The 22,047-nt window shown below is 59.4% G+C and carries 21 protein-coding genes; 7 read left to right on the forward strand and 14 right to left on the reverse strand.

Going from position 1 to position 22,047, the window contains the following annotated elements:
• Positions 1–94 precede the first annotated feature (94 nt).
• Positions 95–409, forward strand: coding sequence for an arsenate reductase family protein (locus KO492_RS05630; protein WP_252735305.1), 315 nt, complete (start codon positions 95–97; stop codon positions 407–409).
• Here KO492_RS05630 and KO492_RS05635 read toward each other — a convergent pair.
• From KO492_RS05635 to thrS, 6 genes are all read right to left on the reverse strand, one after another.
• Positions 388–945 (reverse strand): DoxX family protein, encoded by a 558-nt coding sequence (locus KO492_RS05635; protein WP_216044050.1) that lies wholly within the window; start codon positions 943–945, stop codon positions 388–390. The genes KO492_RS05630 and KO492_RS05635 overlap by 22 nt on opposite strands.
• 1 nt (position 946) lies before the next feature.
• Positions 947–1,669 carry an HvfC/BufC N-terminal domain-containing protein gene (locus KO492_RS05640; RefSeq protein WP_216044051.1) on the reverse strand — a complete coding sequence of 241 codons (723 nt, stop codon included), beginning with the start codon at positions 1,667–1,669 and terminating at the stop codon, positions 947–949.
• Positions 1,666–2,514: an MNIO family bufferin maturase gene (gene bufB / locus KO492_RS05645; RefSeq protein WP_216044052.1), complete on the reverse strand. Its 849-nt coding sequence runs from the start codon at positions 2,512–2,514 to the stop codon at positions 1,666–1,668. Before bufB ends, KO492_RS05640 begins: the two co-directional genes overlap by 4 nt.
• An 86-nt stretch (positions 2,515–2,600) precedes the next feature.
• Positions 2,601–2,906, reverse strand: coding sequence for a BufA1 family periplasmic bufferin-type metallophore (locus KO492_RS05650; protein ID WP_216044053.1), 306 nt, complete (start codon positions 2,904–2,906; stop codon positions 2,601–2,603).
• A 407-nt stretch (positions 2,907–3,313) separates the two neighbouring features.
• A complete protein-coding gene (locus KO492_RS05655; protein ID WP_216044054.1) occupies positions 3,314–4,816 on the reverse strand; it encodes an SLC13 family permease in 1,503 nt (500 codons plus the stop codon).
• A 231-nt stretch (positions 4,817–5,047) separates the two neighbouring features.
• Positions 5,048–6,994, reverse strand: coding sequence for a threonine--tRNA ligase (gene thrS / locus KO492_RS05660; protein ID WP_216044055.1), 1,947 nt, complete (start codon positions 6,992–6,994; stop codon positions 5,048–5,050).
• Positions 6,995–7,168: 174 nt separating this feature from the next.
• Between thrS and KO492_RS05665 the strand changes: the two genes are divergently transcribed.
• Together KO492_RS05665 and KO492_RS05670 are read left to right on the forward strand one after the other, a co-directional pair.
• Positions 7,169–7,912, forward strand: a complete 744-nt coding sequence (locus KO492_RS05665) for an alpha/beta hydrolase (RefSeq protein ID WP_216044056.1) — start codon at positions 7,169–7,171, stop codon at positions 7,910–7,912.
• 134 nt (positions 7,913–8,046) lie between these two features.
• Positions 8,047–8,760: an alpha/beta fold hydrolase gene (locus KO492_RS05670; protein WP_216044057.1), complete on the forward strand. Its 714-nt coding sequence runs from the start codon at positions 8,047–8,049 to the stop codon at positions 8,758–8,760.
• A gap of 132 nt (positions 8,761–8,892) precedes the next feature.
• On the opposite strand, the gene phaZ is transcribed toward KO492_RS05670, so the two are convergent.
• Positions 8,893–10,167 carry a polyhydroxyalkanoate depolymerase gene (gene phaZ / locus KO492_RS05675; RefSeq protein ID WP_216044058.1) on the reverse strand — a complete coding sequence of 425 codons (1,275 nt, stop codon included), beginning with the start codon at positions 10,165–10,167 and terminating at the stop codon, positions 8,893–8,895.
• Between the two features lie 154 nt (positions 10,168–10,321).
• Between phaZ and KO492_RS05680 the strand changes: the two genes are divergently transcribed.
• The 4 genes from KO492_RS05680 (at position 10,322) to KO492_RS05695 (ending at position 14,552) form a co-directional block, all read left to right on the forward strand.
• Positions 10,322–12,127, forward strand: a complete 1,806-nt coding sequence (locus tag KO492_RS05680) for a PHA/PHB synthase family protein (protein ID WP_216044059.1) — start codon at positions 10,322–10,324, stop codon at positions 12,125–12,127.
• Between the two features lie 177 nt (positions 12,128–12,304).
• On the forward strand, positions 12,305–12,748 hold the full coding sequence (locus KO492_RS05685; RefSeq protein ID WP_216044060.1) for a phasin family protein: 444 nt from the start codon (positions 12,305–12,307) through the stop codon (positions 12,746–12,748).
• A 200-nt stretch (positions 12,749–12,948) separates the two neighbouring features.
• Entirely contained in the window at positions 12,949–13,497 is a 549-nt protein-coding gene (gene phaR, locus KO492_RS05690; RefSeq protein WP_216044061.1) for a polyhydroxyalkanoate synthesis repressor PhaR, read from the forward strand.
• A 110-nt stretch (positions 13,498–13,607) separates the two neighbouring features.
• Complete coding sequence (locus tag KO492_RS05695) at positions 13,608–14,552, forward strand: LysR family transcriptional regulator (protein WP_216044062.1); 945 nt, start codon at positions 13,608–13,610, stop codon at positions 14,550–14,552.
• 84 nt (positions 14,553–14,636) lie between these two features.
• Here the strand turns inward: KO492_RS05695 and KO492_RS05700 are convergent, their stop codons facing one another.
• The 7 genes from KO492_RS05700 to KO492_RS05730 form a co-directional block, all read right to left on the reverse strand.
• A complete protein-coding gene (locus KO492_RS05700) occupies positions 14,637–15,839 on the reverse strand; it encodes a DegT/DnrJ/EryC1/StrS family aminotransferase (protein ID WP_216044063.1) in 1,203 nt (400 codons plus the stop codon).
• A gap of 185 nt (positions 15,840–16,024) precedes the next feature.
• Positions 16,025–17,377, reverse strand: a complete 1,353-nt coding sequence (locus KO492_RS05705) for a glutamine synthetase family protein (RefSeq protein WP_216044064.1) — start codon at positions 17,375–17,377, stop codon at positions 16,025–16,027.
• A complete protein-coding gene (locus KO492_RS05710) occupies positions 17,377–18,072 on the reverse strand; it encodes a type 1 glutamine amidotransferase (protein WP_216044065.1) in 696 nt (231 codons plus the stop codon). The genes KO492_RS05705 and KO492_RS05710 overlap by 1 nt, the downstream gene beginning before the upstream one ends.
• A 107-nt stretch (positions 18,073–18,179) precedes the next feature.
• Entirely contained in the window at positions 18,180–19,523 is a 1,344-nt protein-coding gene (locus KO492_RS05715; protein WP_216044066.1) for a glutamine synthetase family protein, read from the reverse strand.
• Positions 19,524–19,532: 9 nt separating this feature from the next.
• Positions 19,533–20,339 (reverse strand): ABC transporter permease, encoded by an 807-nt coding sequence (locus KO492_RS05720; protein WP_216044067.1) that lies wholly within the window; start codon positions 20,337–20,339, stop codon positions 19,533–19,535.
• Positions 20,336–21,226, reverse strand: a complete 891-nt coding sequence (locus KO492_RS05725; protein ID WP_216044339.1) for an ABC transporter permease — start codon at positions 21,224–21,226, stop codon at positions 20,336–20,338. Before KO492_RS05725 ends, KO492_RS05720 begins: the two co-directional genes overlap by 4 nt.
• A gap of 79 nt (positions 21,227–21,305) precedes the next feature.
• Positions 21,306–22,025 (reverse strand): transporter substrate-binding domain-containing protein, encoded by a 720-nt coding sequence (locus KO492_RS05730; RefSeq protein ID WP_216044068.1) that lies wholly within the window; start codon positions 22,023–22,025, stop codon positions 21,306–21,308.
• Positions 22,026–22,047: the final 22 nt, after the last annotated feature.

Here is a 22,047-nt window from a genome sequence, read left to right on the forward strand (position 1 = left end):
GGCAAGCGACAAAATCGTAACAGGTGGGGCTGGGCGCGAAAAATGGGCAAAATGCCACCGAATGCGCCACTTAAATGCCTGCAAGGAGGGCAAAATGACGGTTATTTACGGGATCAAAACCTGTGACACATGCCGCAAAGCGGCGAAATCGCTGGCGGTCGATCTGCATGACATTCGGGCCAACCCGCTTTCAAGAGAGCAACTTGAGCGATTCTATCAGAACTTCGGGGACGCACTTGTGAACACACGCTCGACCACATGGCGCGGACTGTCCGAGGCGGAGCGTGGTCGTGACCCGCTTGATCTTTTGACCGACCACCCGACGCTGATGAAGCGTCCGGTGATCGAGAAGGATGGCACGCTCTATCTCGGTTGGGGCAAGGATGTTCAGACCGCTGTGTTGGGCTGATACCGTTTCGAGATCAGCCGGTCGAGGGAGAAAACCCCGCCACCAAGCCCCGCGAGGGTGAGTAATCCCAGCATCCAAAAGGCGCGTTGGTCAAGGATCAGCGCGTCGGAATGCCGGTCGAACAATGCGCCGACCGTTTCCGCGCCAAGCCCGTGGCCGATCACATCGGTGAGGCTTTGCACAATGATAAACCCGATCATGCCGAGCGCGGCCAATCGAGTGGCGAGCCCCAGAACGATCAATGCGGGCAGCAGGAATTCGGCATAGGTTCCGGCCATGATGGTGAGCCATTCAAAGGCCCCGAAACCGGAAATGTCATAGCCCGCAGCTTCCATCTTGCGCGGAAAAATCTGGGCATAGGCATTGAACGAGAGGGTGAACGGGCCTTCTAGCTTGGTGAGCGCAGAGGCCCAGAAATAGCGCAGGAGCACGGCGGCGAAGGTCAGGCGTGCCAGAAGCGGTAGCGTCAGCACAGCCCCAGCGTTGATCTGCGTGGTGGCGCGATGGAGGCGGGCGGTCAGGGGATGAGGGAGCATGTCACACCTCTTGAATGTCGATGATGGCGCCGCCGGATAGAAGCGTGCCGAGAAATTTGGTCAGATCAAGCGTATTCGGTGCCAGCTCTGCCGCTTCACCCAAGGCGATGCCGTCACGCAGCGATTCAAGAACAGCGATGGTGCCGGTGGGGAAGGCCGTGGCGATCGGGTCGAACTCGGGCCGTGTGATCAGGACATCTTCGGCCCTGCCTGAAGGTTTCTCGCCGCCCAAGGCAAAGCGGTGCAGTTGCGTGACGGGATAGCGGCTTGCAAGCCAGAACACCGTCGGCGCGAGCACGACTTTTCGGGTGAACAGCAAAGGGTCGGACAGTTCCGCAGGGGGCACTGGGCGCGAATCTGCGGCATGGTAGCTGTTGCGCAAGCTCATTTCGAGATGCGCTACGTCTGCGAGATAAGGCAGGCTTCCGGCGGGTTCAAAACGCGCGATAAACTGCGGAAAATCGGCGCCATAAAGCGGCAGGATCGGAGATTTCGGCGGATGTGCACGAATGTATTCGCCCGCCATGGCAGCGAAAAAGGCATCTCCGACCAGCGTGTGTATCGCCGGAAAAGCCGTGCTGAGGGCGTCTTTCAGGCTCACGACGATGTTGTTGCGATAGACGTTGAACCGACGCTCTGCCGGTTGGCCCGTGGGGGTCACAAGCCCTGCGGGCACGGGCGCGTCGGGGGTGAGTGCTGCGCGGAGAAACTCTTGCTCTCTCATGCCAGAACCTGTTCCAGACGCAGGGCCGCGCGACCGGCTTCGGCGGCGAGGATGTCCCATTCCGGCACATCGGTGTCCCATTCGATCAACGTCGGTTTCGGACCGCCTGTGGCCAGCGTGTAGGTGTAGAGGTGCCAGACCGGATCGGCGACCTCGCGCCCGTGGCTGTCGATCAACAGCGGCGCGCCGTCTTCGTCATGGTCCTCGTCATGCCCGCCGAGATGGAGCTCTCCGACCGCCTCATGGGGAAAGCTGTCGATATAGTCTTGCGGATCAAGGCGCAGGTTGTTGGCGGAGACAAACACATTGTTTACGTCCAGCAAAAGCCCGCAGCCCGTGCGTTGGACCACCTGCCGCAGAAACGCGACCTCGCCCATCGTGCTTTCCGCGAAGGCCAGATAGGAGGAGGGGTTCTCCAACAACATCTGACGCCCGAGTGCGGTCTGCACCTCGTCGATATGGTCGCAGACGCGGGTGAGGGTGTCTTCGGTATAGGGCAGGGGCAACAGATCGTTGAAATAGCCCGCGTCATGGGTGGACCAGGCGAGATGTTCGGAGAAGGAGGCGGGGTCCAGCGCATCGGTCAGGTGCTTGAGACGGGCAAGGTGCTCCGCATCCAGTCGCCCTTCGCCACCGATAGACAGGCCGACCCCGTGCACGGAGATCGGAAACCGATCTGAGAGCGTCCGCAGTTGCGCCAGAGGGCGGCCACCGGCACCCATGTAGTTTTCCGCATGGATTTCGAGCCATTCTACAGGGTGGTCCTCCTTTAAAATGTTCGAAAAGTGCTTGGATTTATATCCGACACCGACACCGGCCGGCAGGTGTTTCGTCTGGTCCAACATCTGGTTCTCCTTGAGGTCTCGGCGTGGGGGGCTGTTTGGGGAAAAGGTGATCCGGCGCGGGTCCGTTGCGCCGGATCGGGGAGGGATTACATGTCCATCGGAAGGTCGCGATCCAGCGCTTCGAGCGAGCCCATGCGGGCGGAGCCATCTTCCATGGCCGGAAGTTCGATCTCTGCGCAAGTGCCAGCAGGGACGAGGGTCCATGCGTTGCCTTGGTAATCGACTTTGGAGGTGCCTGCACAGGTTGTGCCCGGACCTGCCGCACAGCCGTTTTCACCAGCCATGGAAACGCCGAAGCATTTTTCCTGATCGGCGGCGGAGGCAGCGCCTGCGACGGAGAGGGCGGCGGTCATGGCGCCGAGAAGGGCGAGGGTTTTGGATTGAGTGCTCATTGGGTTGTGTCTCCCGGTTGTGTCAAATCCGCCGTAAGTGGCGGTGAGGACAGATTGACAGAGTAGGAGGGTCACAGGCCACTCACGGCCGCGTCAGCTGACGCGTGTGTCAGGCGCTGAAACAAACGCTTTCGTGAGTTGTGTCGGAATGCGTTTCAGGCAGCGGCACTGTGGCTCTCGCGAAGCTGGCTTGGTGCAGGGCGATTGTCGCATGATTCCAGCGCTCTATTGCGTTGTGGCCCAGTGAAACAATCTTCACGAAAAAACCGGAAGCGCGTGTGCCGCAGTGCAACAGGCGAGGTGCGCATGGTTTATATATGTCCGGTTTTCCCGAATTATTTCAGTTTCAAGCAACTCCGACATGACCACAGGGCATGGCATGGGTCATAAATCGCCGGTTTTGACCGTTATATTTCAAAAACCAGCGGCACGAGAAGCAGGCTGGCGAGGAAGACCACAAGCGTGCTGATGATGTTCAGCGCCAGTCCTGCCTTGACCATATGTTTCAGGGTCAGCTTTTCGTAGGAGAAGATGATCGAGTTCGGCGGCGTGGCGGCGGGCATCATGAAAGCCATAGACGCGCCCAAGGCCACCGGCACGGTCAGCCAGAGCACGCTGATATCCAGACCGAGCGCGACCGCCCCGAGCACAGGCAGGAAAGTCGCGGTCGAGGCGGTGTTGGATGTGACTTCGGTCAGGAATTTGATCGCAACGGCAACAATCAGGATCAGCACCCACAGCGGCACATCCTCTGCGCGTCCGACCTGTTCCCCGATCCACTGGGCCAGCCCGCTGGCTTCAAACCCGCCAGCAATCGCCAGCCCGCCGCCGAACAGCAGCAGCACACCCCACGGCAGGTTGCGCGATGCGGACCAGTCGAGCAGCGGCGGGCCTCCACGCTCGGACGGCAGGGCGAAAAGCGCAATCGCCGCGAGAATGGCGACGCCGGAATCGTTGATCGGCAGGCCCAGAAAGCTCCGCGTGATCCAGAGAAAGGCCGCCAGCGCGAAAATAACCGCCACCCGACGCTCCGGCGTTTTCATTGGCCCGTGTAACGCGCGCTCTTCGGCAATCACGCGGCGCACAGAAGCAAGTTCAAGATTTTGCACGGGGAAAAAGACCCGCGTCAAAAGCAGATAGGCGGGCGGCAACATGACGATGACCACGGGAATGCCGATCAGCATCCATGTGAAAAAGTCGATCGTGATATTGTAGTTTTCCGACAGGAGACTGGCCAACAGAGCGTTGGGCGGCGTGCCGATCAGGGTGCCTACACCGCCGATGGAGGCGGAATAAGCGATGGACAGCATCAGGCCGATGCCGAAATGCTCCACCTGTTCTTTGTCCGGCACGCGCTCGTCGATGAAATCAATGATCGACGTGCCCACCGCGAACATCATGACGGCGGTGGCGGTGTTGGAAATCCACATCGACAAAAAGGCGGTGGCGAGCATGAACCCCATGATGATGCGGCTCGGGCTTGATCCGATTGCGGCCACGATGGCCAGTGCGATCCGGCGATGAAGCCCCCATGTCTGCATCCCTGCGGCCAGAATGAACCCGCCGAGGAACAGAAAGATCAGATGGTTACCGTAATGGTGGCTGACCTCGTTGGCGGGCTGGATGCCAAGCGCGGGGAAAAGCACGATGGGCAGGAGCGCGGTGACCGGAAGGGGCATGGCCTCCATCAGCCACCAGATCACCATCCAGAGCGTCACCGCGATGAGCCTCCATGCCTCCGGCGTCATGGTCTCCGGTGCGGGTAGAAGCAAAAGCACCGCGGCCGACACTGGGCCGGCAATCAACGCCGCGATGCGGGTGTTGGAGATGCCCTCACCGGTCTCGGACGGGGCTGGACCTGTGCTCTCCTCCTGCGTCTTGTGGTCCGGATTGTTGAGTTGGCTGCTCATTTTCGTCCCCCTGATCCCGATTCATATAAAACATTTCGCGGAAAATCTCTGCCACAGATTGTCGGGAAACACGGTGCCGCGCGTTGATGTCGCAGGTTATCTGCAATCGGCAGGCGTCTCAGGACCGACGTTGATCATTCTGACATCTGTGCGGGAGAGGGCAAAAAGAACCGCGCGCTCCCGAGGGAACGCGCGGCAAATTGTTTGACCGAAGTCGGGCTTTCCGTCGGATTAGGCGAGATCGGGCGGGGTTGCCTCTTTCGACAGTTCGGCAACGATCTCGTCCAGCGCCATGACGGCGGTCTGTTTCTGGCCCAGACGACGCACGGAGACGGTCTTTTCCTCGACCTCGCGGGCGCCCACGGCGAGAATGACCGGCACTTTGCCAAGGCTGTGCTCGCGCACCTTGTAGTTGATCTTCTCGTTGCGAATATCGGCCTCGGCGCGCACACCGGCGGCTTTGAGCGTTGCGACGACCTCTTGTGCGTAGTCGTCGGCCTCCGAGATGATCGTGGTGACAACCACTTGGCGTGGCGCAAGCCAGAAGGGCAGATGCCCTGCCGAGTTCTCGATCAGGATGCCGATAAACCGCTCGAAAGAGCCAAGCACAGCGCGGTGTAGCATGATCGGGCGGTGTTTCGCCCCGTCCTGCCCGATATAGGAAGCATCAAGACGCTCCGGCAGGTTCGGGTCCACCTGCAAGGTGCCGCATTGCCAGTCGCGCCCGATGGCGTCGGTCAGCACGAATTCGAGTTTCGGGCCGTAGAACGCACCTTCGCCCTCCTGAATTTCGTAGTCATATCCGGCGGCCTTACAGGCGTTGCCCAGAGATTCCTCGGCGTGATCCCAGCTTTCCTCGGTGCCGATCCGTTTTTCCGGACGGGTGGAGAGCTTGATCTCCCATTTGTCAAAGCCCAGATCGGCATAGATGCCCGCCAGAAATTCGATGAATTTCTTGGTCTCGGCCTCGATGTCTTTTTCTTCACAGAAAATATGTGCGTCATCTTGGGTGAAACCACGCACCCGCATGATCCCGTGCAGCGCACCCGAAGGCTCATAGCGGTTGCACGACCCGAATTCCGCCATACGCAGCGGCAAATCGCGGTAGGATTTGAGACCCTGATTGAAGACCTGAACGTGACAGGGGCAGTTCATCGGTTTGAGCGCGTTGATCGTCTTTTCGCGCGCATGTTCCTCGTCCACTTCGACGATGAACATGTTTTCCTGATAGTTGTCCCAGTGACCGGAGGCTTCCCAGAGCTTGCGGTTCACGACTTGCGGCGTGTTCACCTCGACATAGCCGTCGCGTTCCTGCTGGCGGCGCATGTAATCTTGCAAGGTGGTGTAGATTTTCCAGCCGTTCGGATGCCAGAAAATCTGCCCCGGAGCTTCTTCCTGCATGTGGAACAGGTCCATCTCGCGGCCCAGCTTGCGATGGTCGCGCTTGGCAGCCTCTTCCATCATCATTTCCCACGCCTTCAGATCCTTGCGGTTCTTGAAGGCCACGCCGTAAATGCGTTGCAGCATCGGGCGCGAGCTGTCACCCAGCCAGTAGGCACCGGCCACATGGGTCAGTTTGAAGGCATCCGCCGGAACCTGTCCCGTGTGCTGGAGGTGCGGCCCGCGGCAAAGATCCTGCCAGTCGCCGTGCCAGTACATGCGCAGGTCCTCGCCCTCGGGAATGCGGTTGACCAGCTCGATCTTGAACGGCTCGTTGCGGGCCTTGTAATATTCGATTGCCTCGTCACGGCCCCAGATTTCGGTTTTCACCGGCTCGCGGGCGTTGATGATGTCTTTCATCTTCGCTTCGATCTGGCCCAGATCTTCGGGCGTGAACGGCTCTTCGCGGTCGAAGTCATAGAACCAGCCATTGTCACGCACCGGACCGATGGTCACTTTGACATCGGGCCAAAGCTCCTGAACCGCGCGCGCCATGATATGCGCGAGATCGTGCCGGATCAGTTCCAGCGCGGGTTCGTCGTCCTTCATTGTGTTAATCGCGATGCTTGCGTCCTCATTGATCGGCCACTGGAGGTCCCAGTGCTGACCGTTGACGGACGCGGAGATCGCTTTCTTTGCAAGGCTGTTCGAGATGCTTGCGGCCACATCGGCAGGGGTTACGCCAGCGTCAAACTCGCGCGAATTGCCATCGGGAAATGTGAGAGAAATCGGTGCCATGATAAGGCTCTCCTCGTCGGTTTGGCGCCCACGGAACGCCCGGTTGCGGGTATATATGTGTGCGCCTTATTTGCGTCCGCAGACAGGTGAAGTCAATGTGAAACCGCATTTGCACCCACGGGAATTGCAAACTTTGCGTATGAAGGATAGCTCTTTGGAAAAGAGGAGCCTGACATGACCGACTATCTCGACACCACATCCGGACGCCGCATTGCCTATAACCGCCTTGAGGGCGAGGGCACGGGGATTGTGTTTCTGGGCGGGTTCATGTCGGACATGGCAGGGACCAAGGCCGTGGCGCTCGAACAATGGGCGGCGGCTCAGGGGCGGCCTTTCCTGCGGTTCGATTACTCCGGCCACGGTGTCAGCTCGGGCGCTTTTGTCGATGGCTGCATCGGGGATTGGGCCGAAGACGCGCAGGCGGTAATCGAGACCCTGACCGAAGGCCCGCAAGTCTTGGTCGGTTCGTCTATGGGCGGCTGGATTTCACTGTTGATGTGCAAACGCATCCCCGCGCGTGTGGCCGGTCTCGTGACCATCGCCGCCGCGCCGGATTTCACCGAGGACGGTTTCTGGGCGGGGTTCGATGCGGCTCAGCGCAAGGCATTGGTGGAAGAGGGTGTTGTTCATGTGCCTTCAGGTTATGACGAACCCTATCCGATCACGCGGCGGCTCATCGAGGACGGGCGCGACCATCTGGTTCTGCGCAGCCCGCTGTCGCTGCCGTTTCCGGTGCGGTTCCTGCAAGGCACGGTGGATGCCTCTGTCTCTGTCGAGACCGCGCTCCGGTTGTTCGATCACGCGCAGGGCGAGGACATTCGCCTGACGCTGGTCAAGGGGGCGGACCATTCCTTCTCGACCGTAGAATGCCTGAAAACCATCGAAGCCGCAATCTTCGAAATTCTGGCGCGGAAGTGAATGGCGCCCCGCTTGACCTGATCCGCGCCGCGCCCCATGTGAACAGGGACACGCGGCGTGCATGTATTGATGTAGAAGACCTTTCACCATCGACTTGGCTGGCAAGTCTGTCGCGAAAGGCTGTAGGATGATCTATGACTGAGAGCCTTGTTCTGCTCCCCGGATTTCTCGCAGACGGTCGGGTCTTTGCCGACCAGATCAGCGACCTCAGCCGCAGCCATGCGGTGATGGTGGCCCCTTTGATCGGGGAAAGCCTGACGGAAATGGCCGATGCGGTTCTGGCGGTTGCCCCGCCGAAATTCGCCGTGGCTGGCCATGACCTCGGCGCGTCTGTCGCCACCGAAATCCTGCGTCGCGCACCGGGACGGGTGACGCGTATCGCGCTGCTCTCGGCATCGGCACAGGCCGAGCCGCCCAATGCTGCTGCCGCGCGGGAGCCGCGCCTGATCAAGGCCAAAACAGGCCGCTATGGCGAGGTTCTACTGGAGGAATTGCCCTCCACCGCCCTGTGCGAAGGGCCTTACCGCAATGCCATTCGGGATCATTGGCTCGATATGGCGATGGAGGCGGGGCTTGAGATCTACCTCAACCAGTCACGCATCCTGCAACGCCGTCCGGACCATCAAAACGTGCTGCGCCGTGCGCGTATTCCGGCGCTGGTCATTGGCGGCATGGCGGATACGATCTGCCCGCCACGGCGTCAGGAATTTATCGCACAGCTCATGCCGCGTGCGGATCTGGTTCTGATCGAAAAGGCCGGACACCTGCCTATGCTGGAAGCGCCGACCACGGTTTCGCGTGCGCTCAAAACATGGTTGGAAGCCGAAGCTCCCTTCGTTCTGCGTTAAAGCGATCCGCAGCGTGCCAGCACCGGAGCGCACTGAAACGGGCGCGCGTCTCCTTTGCTGCCGGAAATACTCAAAGACAACCGTTCACAGCCGCGCCAAACGACAGAATGTCTGGCGCCGCCGTATGGCCTTTTAGCCCGCTTTCGCCTGCGTATCCTTGCCCGCCACAACACGCGGTCCGGAGTTGGCGTCGATGAAATCAAGCACCAGAGGCCGGATGTTGTTGCGCCAGCTTTTGCCCGCAAAGATGCCATAGTGACCGGCGCCGGGCTCAAGGTGCGAGGCTTTCAGGCTGTCGGGCAGGCCCGTGCAGAGATCAAGGGCCGCGACACATTGGCCGGGGGCGGAAATGTCGTCATTCTCGCCTTCGACCGTTTTGACCGCCACATCGGTGATCTTGCCGATATCGACCTGTTTTCCGGCGACGGTGAATTTGTTCTGGGCAATTTCCAGCCCTTTGAAAATCCGTTCGACGGTCGAGAGGTAGAACTCGGCAGTCATATCCATCACGGCGAGATATTCGTCATAGAATTTGTTGTGTTTGTCGTGGTCCGAGGCTTCGCCCTTGGCCACGCGGGAAATCTGGTCGGTGAAGGCTTTGGTGTGGTTGTCGACATTCATCGCGATGAAAGAAGACAGTTGCAAAAGCCCCGGATAGACCTTGCGGCCCACGCCTTTGTATTTGAAGCCGACACGCTGGATCATGGAATGTTCAAGCTGGCCCATCGTGACGCGATTGCCGAAGTCCGTGACCTCTGTAGGGGTCGCGTCGGGGTCGATCGGCCCGCCGATCAGCGTGAGGGAGCGGGGCTGCGCCTGTGGGTCGTCTTCGGCGAGATAGGCGGTGGCGGCCAGCGCCAGAGGGGCGGGTTGGCAGACGGCAATCACATGGGTGTTCGGGCCGAGGTGCTTCATGAAATCGACGAGGTAGAGGGTGTAATCCTCCACGTCGAATTTCCCTTCGGAGACCGGAATATCGCGCGCATTGTGCCAGTCGGTGACATAGAGTTCGCAATCGGGCAGCAGTGAGACAACGGTCGAGCGCAGAAGCGTCGCGTAGTGGCCGGACATAGGCGCGACCAAAAGCACCTTGCGCGGCATTTCCTTGCGCCCTTGCACATTGAAGTGGATGAGATCGCCAAAGGGCTTGGCCAGTTCGATGTCAACATCGACCAGATGATCGCGCCCGTCTTCACCAACGACAGAGCCGATGCCCCAGTCGGGTTTGGTGACCATACGCGAAAACGCCCGCTCCGTGACCTCGCCCCACGCGGCGAGCCATTGGAAGGCGGGATTGGGGACCATGGCGACCGCGGGATAGGAGCCAAGCGCCTGCGCCGTTGCCCCAAGCCATTGGTTCGTGTTGCGGACCGTGTCCATCAGATCATAGGTTGCCATGAAACGCATAGGTTCCTCCAGAACGCTGCAGCCATGTGGGGAGTGTTTGATCGCGTCTCGGTTGTAATCGACTTCCCACAGGCCAAGTCTATCGCTATCGTGTTTAACATAGTCTTACAGCACTTAGCGATGCTGCAAGTGCAAAATGTCGGGAGGTGTTGCAATGGCACGGGACGGAGAGGTTAAGGCGCAGGAAAAGCAGCAGGATTTGGAAAAGCTGCAGGAGAATATTGTCAAAATCGAAGAGCTTTCTGCCCGTCTGGTGGCTGCACTTGCAGAAAAAAAGCCGGTTCCACCCGCCTTGCAGGGCCCCAGTCAGGAGCTCTTTCTCAAAGCCGCCAGCGCCTATATGGCCGAGATGATGAACAATCCGGCCCGCGTGATCGAGCATCAGGTGAGCCATTGGGGCAAGACGCTCAAACACTATGTCGAGGCGCAGCACCGGCTCAGCCACGGCGACCTGACCCCGCCGCCCGACGAGACGCCAAAGGATCGCCGCTTCCAGAATCCGCTTTGGGAAACCAACCCCTATTTCAACTTTCTCAAACAGCAATATCTGCTGAACGCCGAGGCAATCGAGACCGCCGTGTCGGATATGGAAGGGCTGGACGAGCGTGAGCGCAAGCGGATCGACTACTTCACCCGCCAGATCATTGACATGATGTCGCCCACGAATTTCCTCGCCACCAATCCCGACGCCTTGCAACAGGCTGTGGAAACGGACGGGGAGAGCCTTGTGAAAGGGCTGGAGAACCTCGTGCGCGATCTTGAGGACCACCACGGCGAAATGATCGTCAATCTGGCGGACAAAGAAGCCTTCGAGGTGGGGGAGAACCTTGGCACGTCGAAAGGGTCCGTGGTGTTTCGCAACCGGATGTTCGAACTGATCCAGTATGCCCCCCTGACCGACGAGGTGCACAAGACCCCGCTTTTGATCTTTCCGCCGTGGATCAACAAATTCTACATTCTCGATCTGCGGGAACAGAACTCTCTCATCAAATGGATCGTGGAACAGGGTTATACCGTGTTCGTCGTCTCTTGGGTGAACCCGAACGAAGGCTATGCCGATGTCGGTATGGACGAGTATGTTGAAGAGGGCTTCCTGACCGCCATTGAACAGGTGAAGCAGATCACCTCCGAGCCGAAGATCAATGTCATCGGCTATTGTATCGCGGGGACGACACTGGCGATCACCCTGTCCCTGATGAAACAGCGCAAGGACAAGTCGGTTAAATCCGCGACCTTCTTTACCACGCTGACGGATTTCTCCGATCAGGGGGAAGTGGGCGTCTTTCTGGACGACGACTTCGTTGACGGGATCGAAGAGGAGGCCAAGCGCACAGGGATGATGAAATCCCTCTATATGAACCGCACCTTTTCCTACCTGCGCGCCAATGACCTGATCTACAGACCCGCGATCCGCTCCTATATGATGGGAGAGGCGCCGCCCGCCTTTGATCTGCTCTATTGGAACGGCGATGCCACGGATCTTCCGGGCAAGATGGCGGTGCAATACCTGCGGGGCTTGTGTCAGCGGGACGAACTGGCGACCACGGGCTTTCCGGTGTGCGGCACGAAAGCGCATTTGTCCGAGGTCGATGTGCCGCTCTTTGCCATCGGGTGCGAGACCGATCACATCGCCGCGTGGGACAGCTCTTACAACGGTGTGCGCCAGATGGGGTCGAAGAACAAAACCTTCGTCCTCTCCGAGTCCGGCCATATCGCGGGCATTGTGAACCCGCCTTCGAAAAAGAAATACGGCCATTACACCAACCCGGACCTGACACTGTCGCCCGAGGACTGGCGGGAAGGGGCGGATTTCCATGAGGGCTCATGGTGGCCGCGTTGGGAAAAATGGCTGCGTGCGCGTTCCGGCAAAAAGATACCGGCGCGGGTTCCCGGTGATTCGGGCGTGGACATCCTCGGACCGGCACCGGGCAACTATGTGAAGGCGGAGGCAACGCTCTGATATTCCGAGACTTCCTTAGAAATTGCTGCACTGCGGCACAAAAGTCTTGAATTTCTGCGGTGCAGCGTGCATATTAATTGTGCAAACGCGGAAACGGCAATCCTGCCAAAGCGCGTGATGCCAGCGAGAACCCGGAACGGGCCGCTTTCGCACCTCAAAGCCAGAAGGATATGTGACATGGCCAAGACCGATGATTTCACCAAGATGATGAAAGACATGATGGGTTCTTTCCCGCTCGATATGTCTGCAATGCAGGAAAGCTTTAAAACGCAAGCCGCACTTGCCGAGAAAATGTCTAAAGTGGCCATCGAAGCCGCCGAGAAATCCACCGAGATTTCCTCGAAATGGACCAAAGAAACCCTGACCAAAGTCTCCGACATCACCGCCGTGAAAGAAGAGCCGACAGATTACACCAAGGCGATCACCGATTTCGCCTCTGCCCAAGCCGAGCTGGCCGCCGAAAACATGGCCGCTTTTGCCGAGGTCGCCAAGAAAGTTCAGATGGAAACCGTCGAACTGATGCTGGCCGCTGGCAAGGACATGGGCGAGGACATGACCGCCGCTGCGAAAAAAGCGACGGATGAAATGACCAAAGTCGCGAAAAAGACACCGGCGAAGTAAACAGACCTCCCACCGCGTTTTTCTCCTCCCAGGAAACGTGGATCGCGAAACGGGCCCTCTTTGAGGGTCCGTTTTTTGTTGGCGGGGTAGGGTCTTGCCGACAGAATGCAAAGCGCGCGCAGGCGGAATTTCTTTTGCTTTTGCAATATTGCTCGCTTAGGCTTGCTGCATCGCCAATAAAGGGAGGGGAGCCCAATATTATGGCCACCGATAAAAAAAACATAGATAAAACCGGTCCTTTGCTGATCAAGCGTTATGCCTCTCGCCGTCTCTATAATACGGAGACCTCCGATTATGTGACGCTGGAAGACATTGCGGGATTTATCCGTGTAGGGCGCGATGTGCAGATCGTCGATTTGAAATCCGGCGACGATCTCACGCGGCAGTATCTTTTGCAGATCATCGCCGAACATGAAAGCCGCGGCGAAAGCGTATTGCCGCTTGAGGTGCTGACCGATCTGGTGCGCAGCTACACGACCGACATTCAATCCGTCGTGCCGCAGTTTCTGGCGCAAAGCTTTGAAATGCTGCGTCAGGGTCAGGAACAGATGATGCAGAACCTCGGCACGCAAATTCCGGGATTCGAAGCCTTGCAGGCCCAGCAGGAAGCCTTTCTCAAGGCGATGACCGGCGGCATCGGGCAAAACTGGCCCACGACAACGCCTGCGCCGCAGGACAGCAAAGAGGATCTGGGGGAGATCAAAAAGCAGCTTGCCGAGCTTCAGGACAAACTGTCAAAACTGCAATAGGCGGTGCAGCATGACGGTGTGACAGAACTCCGGTCCGCAAAGGCCGGAGTTTTCTTTTTCCCGACGCTCTTTCGAGTATTTATAGCAGCAAAGGAAACAGGGGATCATTGATGAGTGACAAGGTCGGGCGGTTGACCCTTTGGGGTGTCGAAGTGTTTCTTGCGGTTGCAGAGGACGGTTCTGTGTCCGCCGCCGCCAAACGACTGGGCGCGTCACCGTCGGCTGTGTCACAACAAATCTCGAATCTGGAGACCGCGCTGGGCACGGAATTGATCAACCGGCGCGAACGTCCGATGAGCCTGACACCGGCGGGACGGGTGTTGCGCAGGCGGGCGCAAAGCATTCTGCTGGAGGCGGCGCGGGCGCGTTCGGAGATTGCGGGGCTCGATCTCAGCCATCTTGGCCAGTTGCGACTTGGCATGGTGGAGGATTTCGAGGCCTCTGTGACGCCGCTTCTGATCACGCAGATGGCGGACCGTCTGACCGAGACGCGGTTCGAGCTGGAGACCGGCCCCTCGCACCGGCTGGTGGACCAGTTGGAGAACCGCGCGCTTGATGTGATCGTGGCGGCGGAATTGAGCGAGGGGGCCGAGTGGTGCGATCATCATCCGTTGCTTCAGGATCCCTTTGTCGCCGTGGTGCCGAAAGGGCAGAGGGATGCGCCGAAACGCTTGCCGCTCATCCAATACACGCGCCGTCACGCGATGGGGCGCACCTTGGCGGAGCATTTGATTTCCGAGGGCGTGACGCTGACCCACCGGTTCGAGCTTGATAGTTACCGTGCCATTCAGGCGATGGTGGCCGGTGGCACAGGCTGGACCATCCTGTCGTCTCTGGGGGTGCTCAACGCCGGACGTTACGCGGCTGATATCGAGGCCATTCCCCTGCCGATTGCGCCGTTGTCCCGCAAGATTTCCCTGACCGTGCGGCGCGATGGCATGTCGGAAATGGCAAGCGAGCTGGCCGGTCACTTGGGACCGTTGTTACAGGATCAGGTGGTTGATCCTCTGGTGGCGACCTATCCGTGGCTCGGCGGCTATCTCAAGCTTTTGTAATCACACATCTCCCGCAGATTTTGTGTAACAGGACGCAAAACGCCTCCCGCTGAGGGGAGGCGTTCTGTGTTTTTGTGTGCCGGATTACTCGGCAGCGAGTTTGGAGGCTTTGGCCTCGGCGGCTGCAGCGATGAGCGCATCGGCGATGAAGTCGCAATCCGCCTCGGTCAGCCGCGCCGGCAGACGTGTGTCGCAGGCTTTGGACAGCATTTCGCGGGTTTTCGGAAGCTCCGGCAGATCGCCCAAGAATTGCCAGTTCCAGAAGGCCCGCGCATTGTCGGTCGAGAGGCCGAAGACCTGCACCGAGACCCCGCGCGTTTTGGCGGCGGCCTGAAAGGCAATGGCTTCCTCACGGCTGAAATCCACAAGGTTGAATTGCAGACTGTCGGGCGCGCGGACTTCTTTTTCCAGCTTGGCGGGCACAGTCAGATGCGGCGAGCTTTCCAGACGTGCGGCGGTGTAGTCGTGGTTGCGCCGACCATCGGCCACACGGCGGGGCACTTCCTTGAGTTGCGGACGGACCAGCGTGGCGGACATGTTCGACAGCCGCGTGTTGTAGAGCGGGAGCTGGTTCTGCCACTTGCCAAAGGCCTCGGCCAGCGCGTTGTCGCGTTGCGGGTTATGCTTGCCCCAGTTGTGCTCATAGGCGCCGGACATGATGACGGCGCGGGCCATGATTTCGGGGTCGTCGGTGATCATGATGCCACCTTCGCCCGCGTTGAGCAGCTTGTAGGACTGGAAGGAAAAACACCCGATCCTGCCGATGGTGCCGATGTTCTGCCCGTCCCAGACCGTGCCCAGCGAATGTGCGGCGTCCTCGATCAGCGGGATGCCCTTGGCATCACAGGCGGCTTTGATCGCATCCATGTCGGAGGTGTGGCCCCGCATGTGCGAAATCATCACCGCGTCGGCCTCTTCGATCTTGGCACGGAAGTCGTCAAGATCAATCCGGTAGTTGTCGCCACATTCCACCAGCACCGGTTTGCAATCGGCATGGACGATGGCGGAGGGCACGGCGGCGAAGGTGAAGGCGGGGATCAGCACGCGCGCATCGCGGGGCAGACCGAGCGCCTTGAGCGAGAGGAACAGCGCGGCAGAGCAGGAGGCCACAGCCAGCGCATATTTCGCGCCCAGCATCTCGGCAAATTCCTGTTCGAGCAGGGTCACAGGCGCGTCTTTCGGCGCGGTGTAGCGGAACAGGTCGCCGGATTTCAGAAGCTGCTCGACGATGTCGCGCGCTTCTTCGGGGATCGGTTCTGCATCATAAACATTGGGCCCGAGACTCATAGTTTTACCTTTTCGAAATTCTTCTTTCATAAATACTGTAAGTGATGGGCTGTCAAAATGCCAGTGTCCGGCCGGAGGACCGGCGGGTTTTCGCAAAACCTTCATATGCGGGAGAGACAGAAAAACGACAGAAAAAGGGGAGCCGGAGCCCCCCTTGTGAAACCTGTGTGTTTCGTTTTGCGCGTTCAGACGTTGAGCAAGAGGTGCTCGCGTTCCCACGGGCTGATGACCTGAAGATAGGCGTCATTCTCGGCGCGTTTGACCTGAAGATAGACCCGCACGAAGTCCGGCCCCAACACCTCCTGCATCTGGGTGGCGTTCTCCAGTAGGTCCAGTGCGCGGGACAGGGTTTCGGGGATGCCATCGGCGGAGGCATAGGCATCGCCTACATATTCGTCCCGTGGCTCGCGGCGCTCCATAAGACCGAGATAGCCACAGGCCAGAGAGGCGGCAATCGACAGGTAGGGGTTCACATCCATCCCCGGCAGGCGGTTCTCGATCCGGCGCGCTTCCGGTCCGGAGATCGGCACGCGCAGCCCCGTGGTGCGGTTGTCGCGGCCCCATTCGAGGTTGATGGGCGCGGCAAAGTCGCGGACATAGCGGCGGTAGCTGTTCACATAGGGGGCGTGAATGGCGATGGTGGAGGCGAGATGGTTTTGCAGCCCCGCGATGAAGTGCAAAAACGCTTCTGTTTCCGAACCATCGGGGTTGGAAAAGATGTTCTCGCCCGTGTTGATGTCCACGACAGAGTGGTGAATGTGCATGGCCGATCCCGGCTCGTCCTGAATGGGCTTGGCCATGAAGGTCGCAAAGCAGTCGTGCCGCAGGGCGGCCTCGCGGATGAGGCGTTTGAAATAGAACATTTCATCGGCCAGTTTTACCGGATCGCCGTGGCGCAGGTTCATCTCGATCTGACCGGCCCCGCCTTCTTGCAGGATGCCGTCGATCTCAAGACCTTGCGCCTCTGCGAAGTCGTAAATGTCGTCAATGATCGGTCCGTATTCGTCCACCGCCGACATGGAATAGGCCTGACGCTGCGCTGCGCGGCGGCCCGAGCGTCCGATGGGGGGCACGACCGGCTGGTTCGGATCCACGTTGCGCGCCACGAGAAAGAATTCCATCTCGGGGGCGACAATCGGTTCCCAGCCTTGGGCGCGGTAGAGATTGACCACACGTTTGAGCACGTTGCGCGGGGCGGTGGGGACCATTTCGCCTTGCTGGTCCAGCACATCGTGGATGACTTGCAAGGTCCAGTCGCCGGTCCACGGTGCTGCGGTGGCGGTGGAATAGTCCGGCACCAGAACCATATCGGGTTCGGTGAAGGGCGCTTCCGCATCTTCGACCCAATCGCCGTTGATGGTTTGTAGAAAGATCGAATTGGGCAGGTAGAAATGTTTCTGTTTGGCGAATTTCGCGGCGGGCATGGCCTTGCCACGGGCGATGCCGGAGAGATCGGCGACGATACATTCCACCTCGTCGAGCTTGCGCCCTTCAAGATAGTCCAGCGCGGCTTCGGGCAGATGGTCGAGAAAGTCCATTACGTCAGGGCCTCCCGCCCGTGTTCAAGAAATGCCGCCATCAGGTCGGCAAAGCGTCGGTCATCCGTCGGCTTGTCATTCTCCGCGCGGGCCTGTGCCAGAAGCTCGGCAGGGTAGGTCGGATCATCTGCGCGCGCGTCGAGATAGGCGGAGATGATCTTCGGGCGCAGTTCCGGATGGGGTTGGATGGTCAGGATGCTGTCATCGTAAACCAGCGCGGCGTTTTCGCAAAAATCGTTGCCGCCCAGCACTTCGGCACCTTCGGGGCGCTGTGTCACCTGATCCTGATGCCATGCGTTGAGATGGATCTTGCCCAAGGGCGCAATGTCATAGCTCTGCCGCCCGAGCGCCCAGCCGCCTTTGTATTTCTCCACCGTGCCGCCAAGCGCCTTGGCAATGATCTGATGGCCGAAACAGATGCCCAGCATCCGGCGGCCTGAGGCATGGATGTCGCGGATCAGCTCTTCGAGCGGTTTGATAAAAGGATGATCCTCATAGGCCCCGTGTTTCGAACCGGTCAGAAGCCACGCATCGGCGTCTTCCGGCCCTTTGGGGAAATCCATATGCTCCACATCCCAATATTCATAAGAGAAATCGGGACGGTCAAAGAGCCGTTTGAACATCAGTGGAAAGTCCCCGTGAATTTGCGCGACGGGGTCAGGCGCGTGTCCGCATTGCAGAATGCCGAGTTTCATGAGTCACCAGTTGATTGGACTGATATGACGGTAGCGGCTCGCCCTGATCCCGACAAGAGGGGAACAGGGGTGCGCGATGAAATTTGATCAAAAATATGCGGACAGGCTCAAACCGTGTCCAGATACAGCTCGACCTGCTCTTCGGGGCTGAGTTCCGTCCAATCGCGAAGCTCCTGACGTTTGGTCAGTGTCAGGTTGCGCACAAGCTCTTCGGGGAAGATCCGTTTCATCAGCGGCGAGGCGGCGAATGTGTCAATCGCGGTGCCCCAGTCGCCCGGCATTTCCGGCAGGGTCTGCGCATAGGCGTTGCCGGTGATGGGCGGCGGGGCTTTCATCTTGTCTTCCATGCCGATGAGCGCTGCGCCGAGAATGGCCGCGATCATCAGATGCGGGTTCACATCCCCGCCGGAGACCCGATGCTCGATCCGGCGCGCCTTGTGCGATCCGCCGGGCACACGCACGGCGGCGGTGCGGTTGTCATAGCCCCAGCAAATCCGCGTCGGCGCATGCGAGCCGGGCACCAGCCGGTCATAGGAATTGCCGTGCGGGGCAAAAAGGATCGTCGAATCCGGTATCGCGGCAAGACAGCCCGCAATCGCGTGGCGCATCATATCGGTGCCTGCGGTGGAGCCATCATCAAAGATATTCTCGCCCGTCTCGTCGAGCATCGAGAAATGCGTGTGCATCCCGTTGCCCGCATATTCGTCATAGGGTTTCGCCATGAAGGAGGCGGCAAACCCGTGTTTGCGGGCCAGCCCCTTGACCAGAAGTTTGAACAGCCACGCATCATCGGCGGCTTTCAGGGCGTCGGGGGAATAGACCAGATTGATCTCGAACTGGCCTAGTCCTGCCTCGGAAATCGCGGTGTCTGCGGGAATGTCCATCGCCTCGCAGGCGTCATAGAGATCGGTGAAGAACAGGTCGAAGGCATCGAGCGCACGCAGGGCAAGCGTCTCCGCCCCCGGACGCCGCTTGCCCGACCGTGGCGAGCGCGGCACGCGCAACTGGCGCGAGCTGTCGTCGATCAGGTAGAATTCCAACTCGGTGGCCACCACGGGGGTCAGCCCCCTGGCCTTGTAGCGCTCCAGCACACGGGCCAGAGCCTGACGCGGGTCGCCGTCAAAGGGCTGGCCGTCTTCCTTGAACATCCACATCGGCAAGAGCGCGGTGGCGCTCTCCAGCCACGGCATCGGCACAAAGCCCCGCTCGGTCGGCAAAAGCACCCCGTCCTGATCGCCGCTCTCGAAAACCAGCGGGCTGTCTTCGATGTCCTCGCCCCAGATGTCGAGGTTCAGCACGGAAAGCGGAAAGCGGGTGCCTTCGGTCTCCACCTTGTCGGCATATCGCGCGGACATTCTCTTGCCTCGCGCTTGCCCGTTCAAATCAGTTGCCGCAACGCGGATGGTTTTGATGTGAGGGTTCTGGGCCAGCCAACCATGGGGGGAGATCATTTTTGCACACTATCTGAATATTTGAGCCATAAATTTCGGTCGTTCGTCCCGTGCCACCGGCAGGTGACGGTTGAGCCGTCTGCCGATCAGACCAAAGACGGTGATGATGCAAAGCGTCACCAACACGAAATAGCCTGCAAGGATCGGGTAGGGAATGAAAGGGTTAAACGTCTTGTCGGCAAAATAGGAGGCGTAATAAAGCGCGTCCCCCTTTTGCTGGATCGCGGGAAAGCCGGAGACGAACACCAGCGTTGTGGAGTGAAAGATAAAGATCGCCTCGTTCGTATAGGCCGGCCATGCGAGCCGGAGCATCGTCGGCCAGACGATCCGGCGAAACCGTGGCCAGCCGGAAAACCCGTAGGCATCGGCGGCTTCCGTGTCGCCCTTGGGCACGGCCATGAGCGCACCGTAGAAAATTTCGGCGGAATAGGCGGTGGTGTTGAGCCACAGGACAATCGCGGCCCCAAGCCATGCGTCGGTCAGGTCGCCGAATGCCGGAACGGATTGCTTGATGGAGAGAAAGACGAAATAGCCGAAGAAAAACTGGATGAAGAGCGGCGAGCCACGGAAGATAAAGATGAACCACTCGGCCGATTTGCGCATGGCCTTGGTGTTTGAGGCCTTGGCCAGCGCGATGGCCTGCGCCGTGAAAAAGCCCAGAACAATGGCGAGCAGCCCGAAATAGATGTTCCACAACATCCCCGAGCCGATCAGGGTGAACTGTTCGCACAGGGTAATGTCGGAGCGCGGCAACAGGCGCTCCCCGATGCCCAGCGAGCGCAGGGCATAGGTCGAGATGGTCTCGGCACAGCTCATGATGTGGCCTCCGCTTTGCGCATGGCTTCACCTGCGGCGGTGGCCTGACCGTGTGACAGTTTGCGGTTGATGCGGGTCAGCACGATTTCGGAGACTTTCGTGAACAACAGATAAAAGACGAGCAGAGCGAAGAAGTAATACATCCGCCAGTCGCCATGCGGATAGTCGGTGAACCGTGCGGTCTTGGTCCCGCCCAGTTCGCGTGCCCAATAGACCACATCCTCGACGCCGAGCAGGAACAATAGCGGGGTGGCCTTGATCAGCACCATCCAGAGGTTCGACAGACCCGGCAGGGCATAGGTCCACATCTGCGGGACCATGATCCGCCAAAACGCCTGACGCTTGGTCATGCCATAGGCTTCTGCGGTTTCGATCTGCCCGTAGGGCACCGCCTTGAACGCACCGGCCAGAACATTGCCTGCAAATGCGCCAAAGACGATGGCAAAGGTCAGCACCGCCAGCGCAAAGCCGTAAATCTGGTGATACATTTCGGGGGCGGAGTTCTGCGGCATCTTGGCGGCCTGACAGACGATGAAATCATTGCCCTGACGGATCGGTTGATCCCAGTCGGGACAAAGCGCCTGATGACGCATCCATTCGATGCCCTGATCGAGTGCGATCACGAAGAAGAGGAAAAACGCGATGTCGGGCACGCCGCGCACCACGGCCATATAGATATTGGCGAGCCATCTGACCGGCGTGAAATGCGCGCGCGACCCGCTTGCGGCCATAAAGCCGAAGCCCAGAGCCAGAGGGGCCGTGATTGCCAAAAGCAACAACACCGTCCCGAAGGAGGTGTAGAAAGCCATGTGCTTTCCGGTTGTCATATAACAACTCAACCACGCAAGGCGGTCCAGCGTGTCGGGATCAGCGCAATAGGAAAAGATGGGACACCTGTTCGCAGGGGGCTTGGTCAAAGGACGGGGCGCGTGAACGCCCCGTCTGTGTTTGAAACTCGGGAAATGATTATTCGAAGACGGGGCTGTCTTCGCCCAGATATTCGAGGATCATTTCGTTGAGCGTGCCGTCTTCTTTCATGGACGCGATGGCGGCATCAAACTTGGCGCGCAGCTCGGGGTCGGATTTGCGGAACCCCATGCCGATGCCGACGGAAAGCGCGATGTCTTCGCCGACCCACATGGCAGAGCCTTCGTCAACGACCGGCACAAGCGTGTCTTTGTCGGCAAAAACAGCGTCGGCTTCGCCGGAGACCATCGCGGCAAGGCTGTCTTCGAAGGACGGGTATTCAAGCAGGGTCGCGCCGCTGTCGACAATGTGCTGCGACTGGATGGTGGAGGCCTGCGCCGCGATCACGCCGCCTTCGAGGTCCGCATCTTCGCTCAGAGCCGCATAGGCGGAGTAGGAGGGCGGTGTGTAGTTTTGGGAAAAGTCGATCTTTTCCATGCGCTCTTCTGTGATGGACATGCCGGCGATGATGGCATCGTAGTTGCCGGAGAGCAGGTTCGGGATGATCGAATCCCAGTCGTTGGTTACCCATTCGCACTCAAGCTCGGCGCGGGCGCAAAGCTCGTCCCCCAGAACACGTTCGAAACCGGCCACTTCGCCGTTGTCGTCGATGTAGTTATACGGAGGGTAGGCGCCCTCGGTGCCCAGACGGACGGTTTCGGCGGAAGCGGCACCTGCCATAAGGGCAAGGGCGGCCGCGGAAAGGATCAGTTTTTTCATGTGAAGTCTCCCGTTGATAGCG

Origin of the sequence: Celeribacter halophilus (assembly GCF_018860305.1) — a bacterium.
Classification (GTDB): Bacteria; Pseudomonadota; Alphaproteobacteria; order Rhodobacterales; family Rhodobacteraceae; genus Celeribacter; species Celeribacter halophilus_A.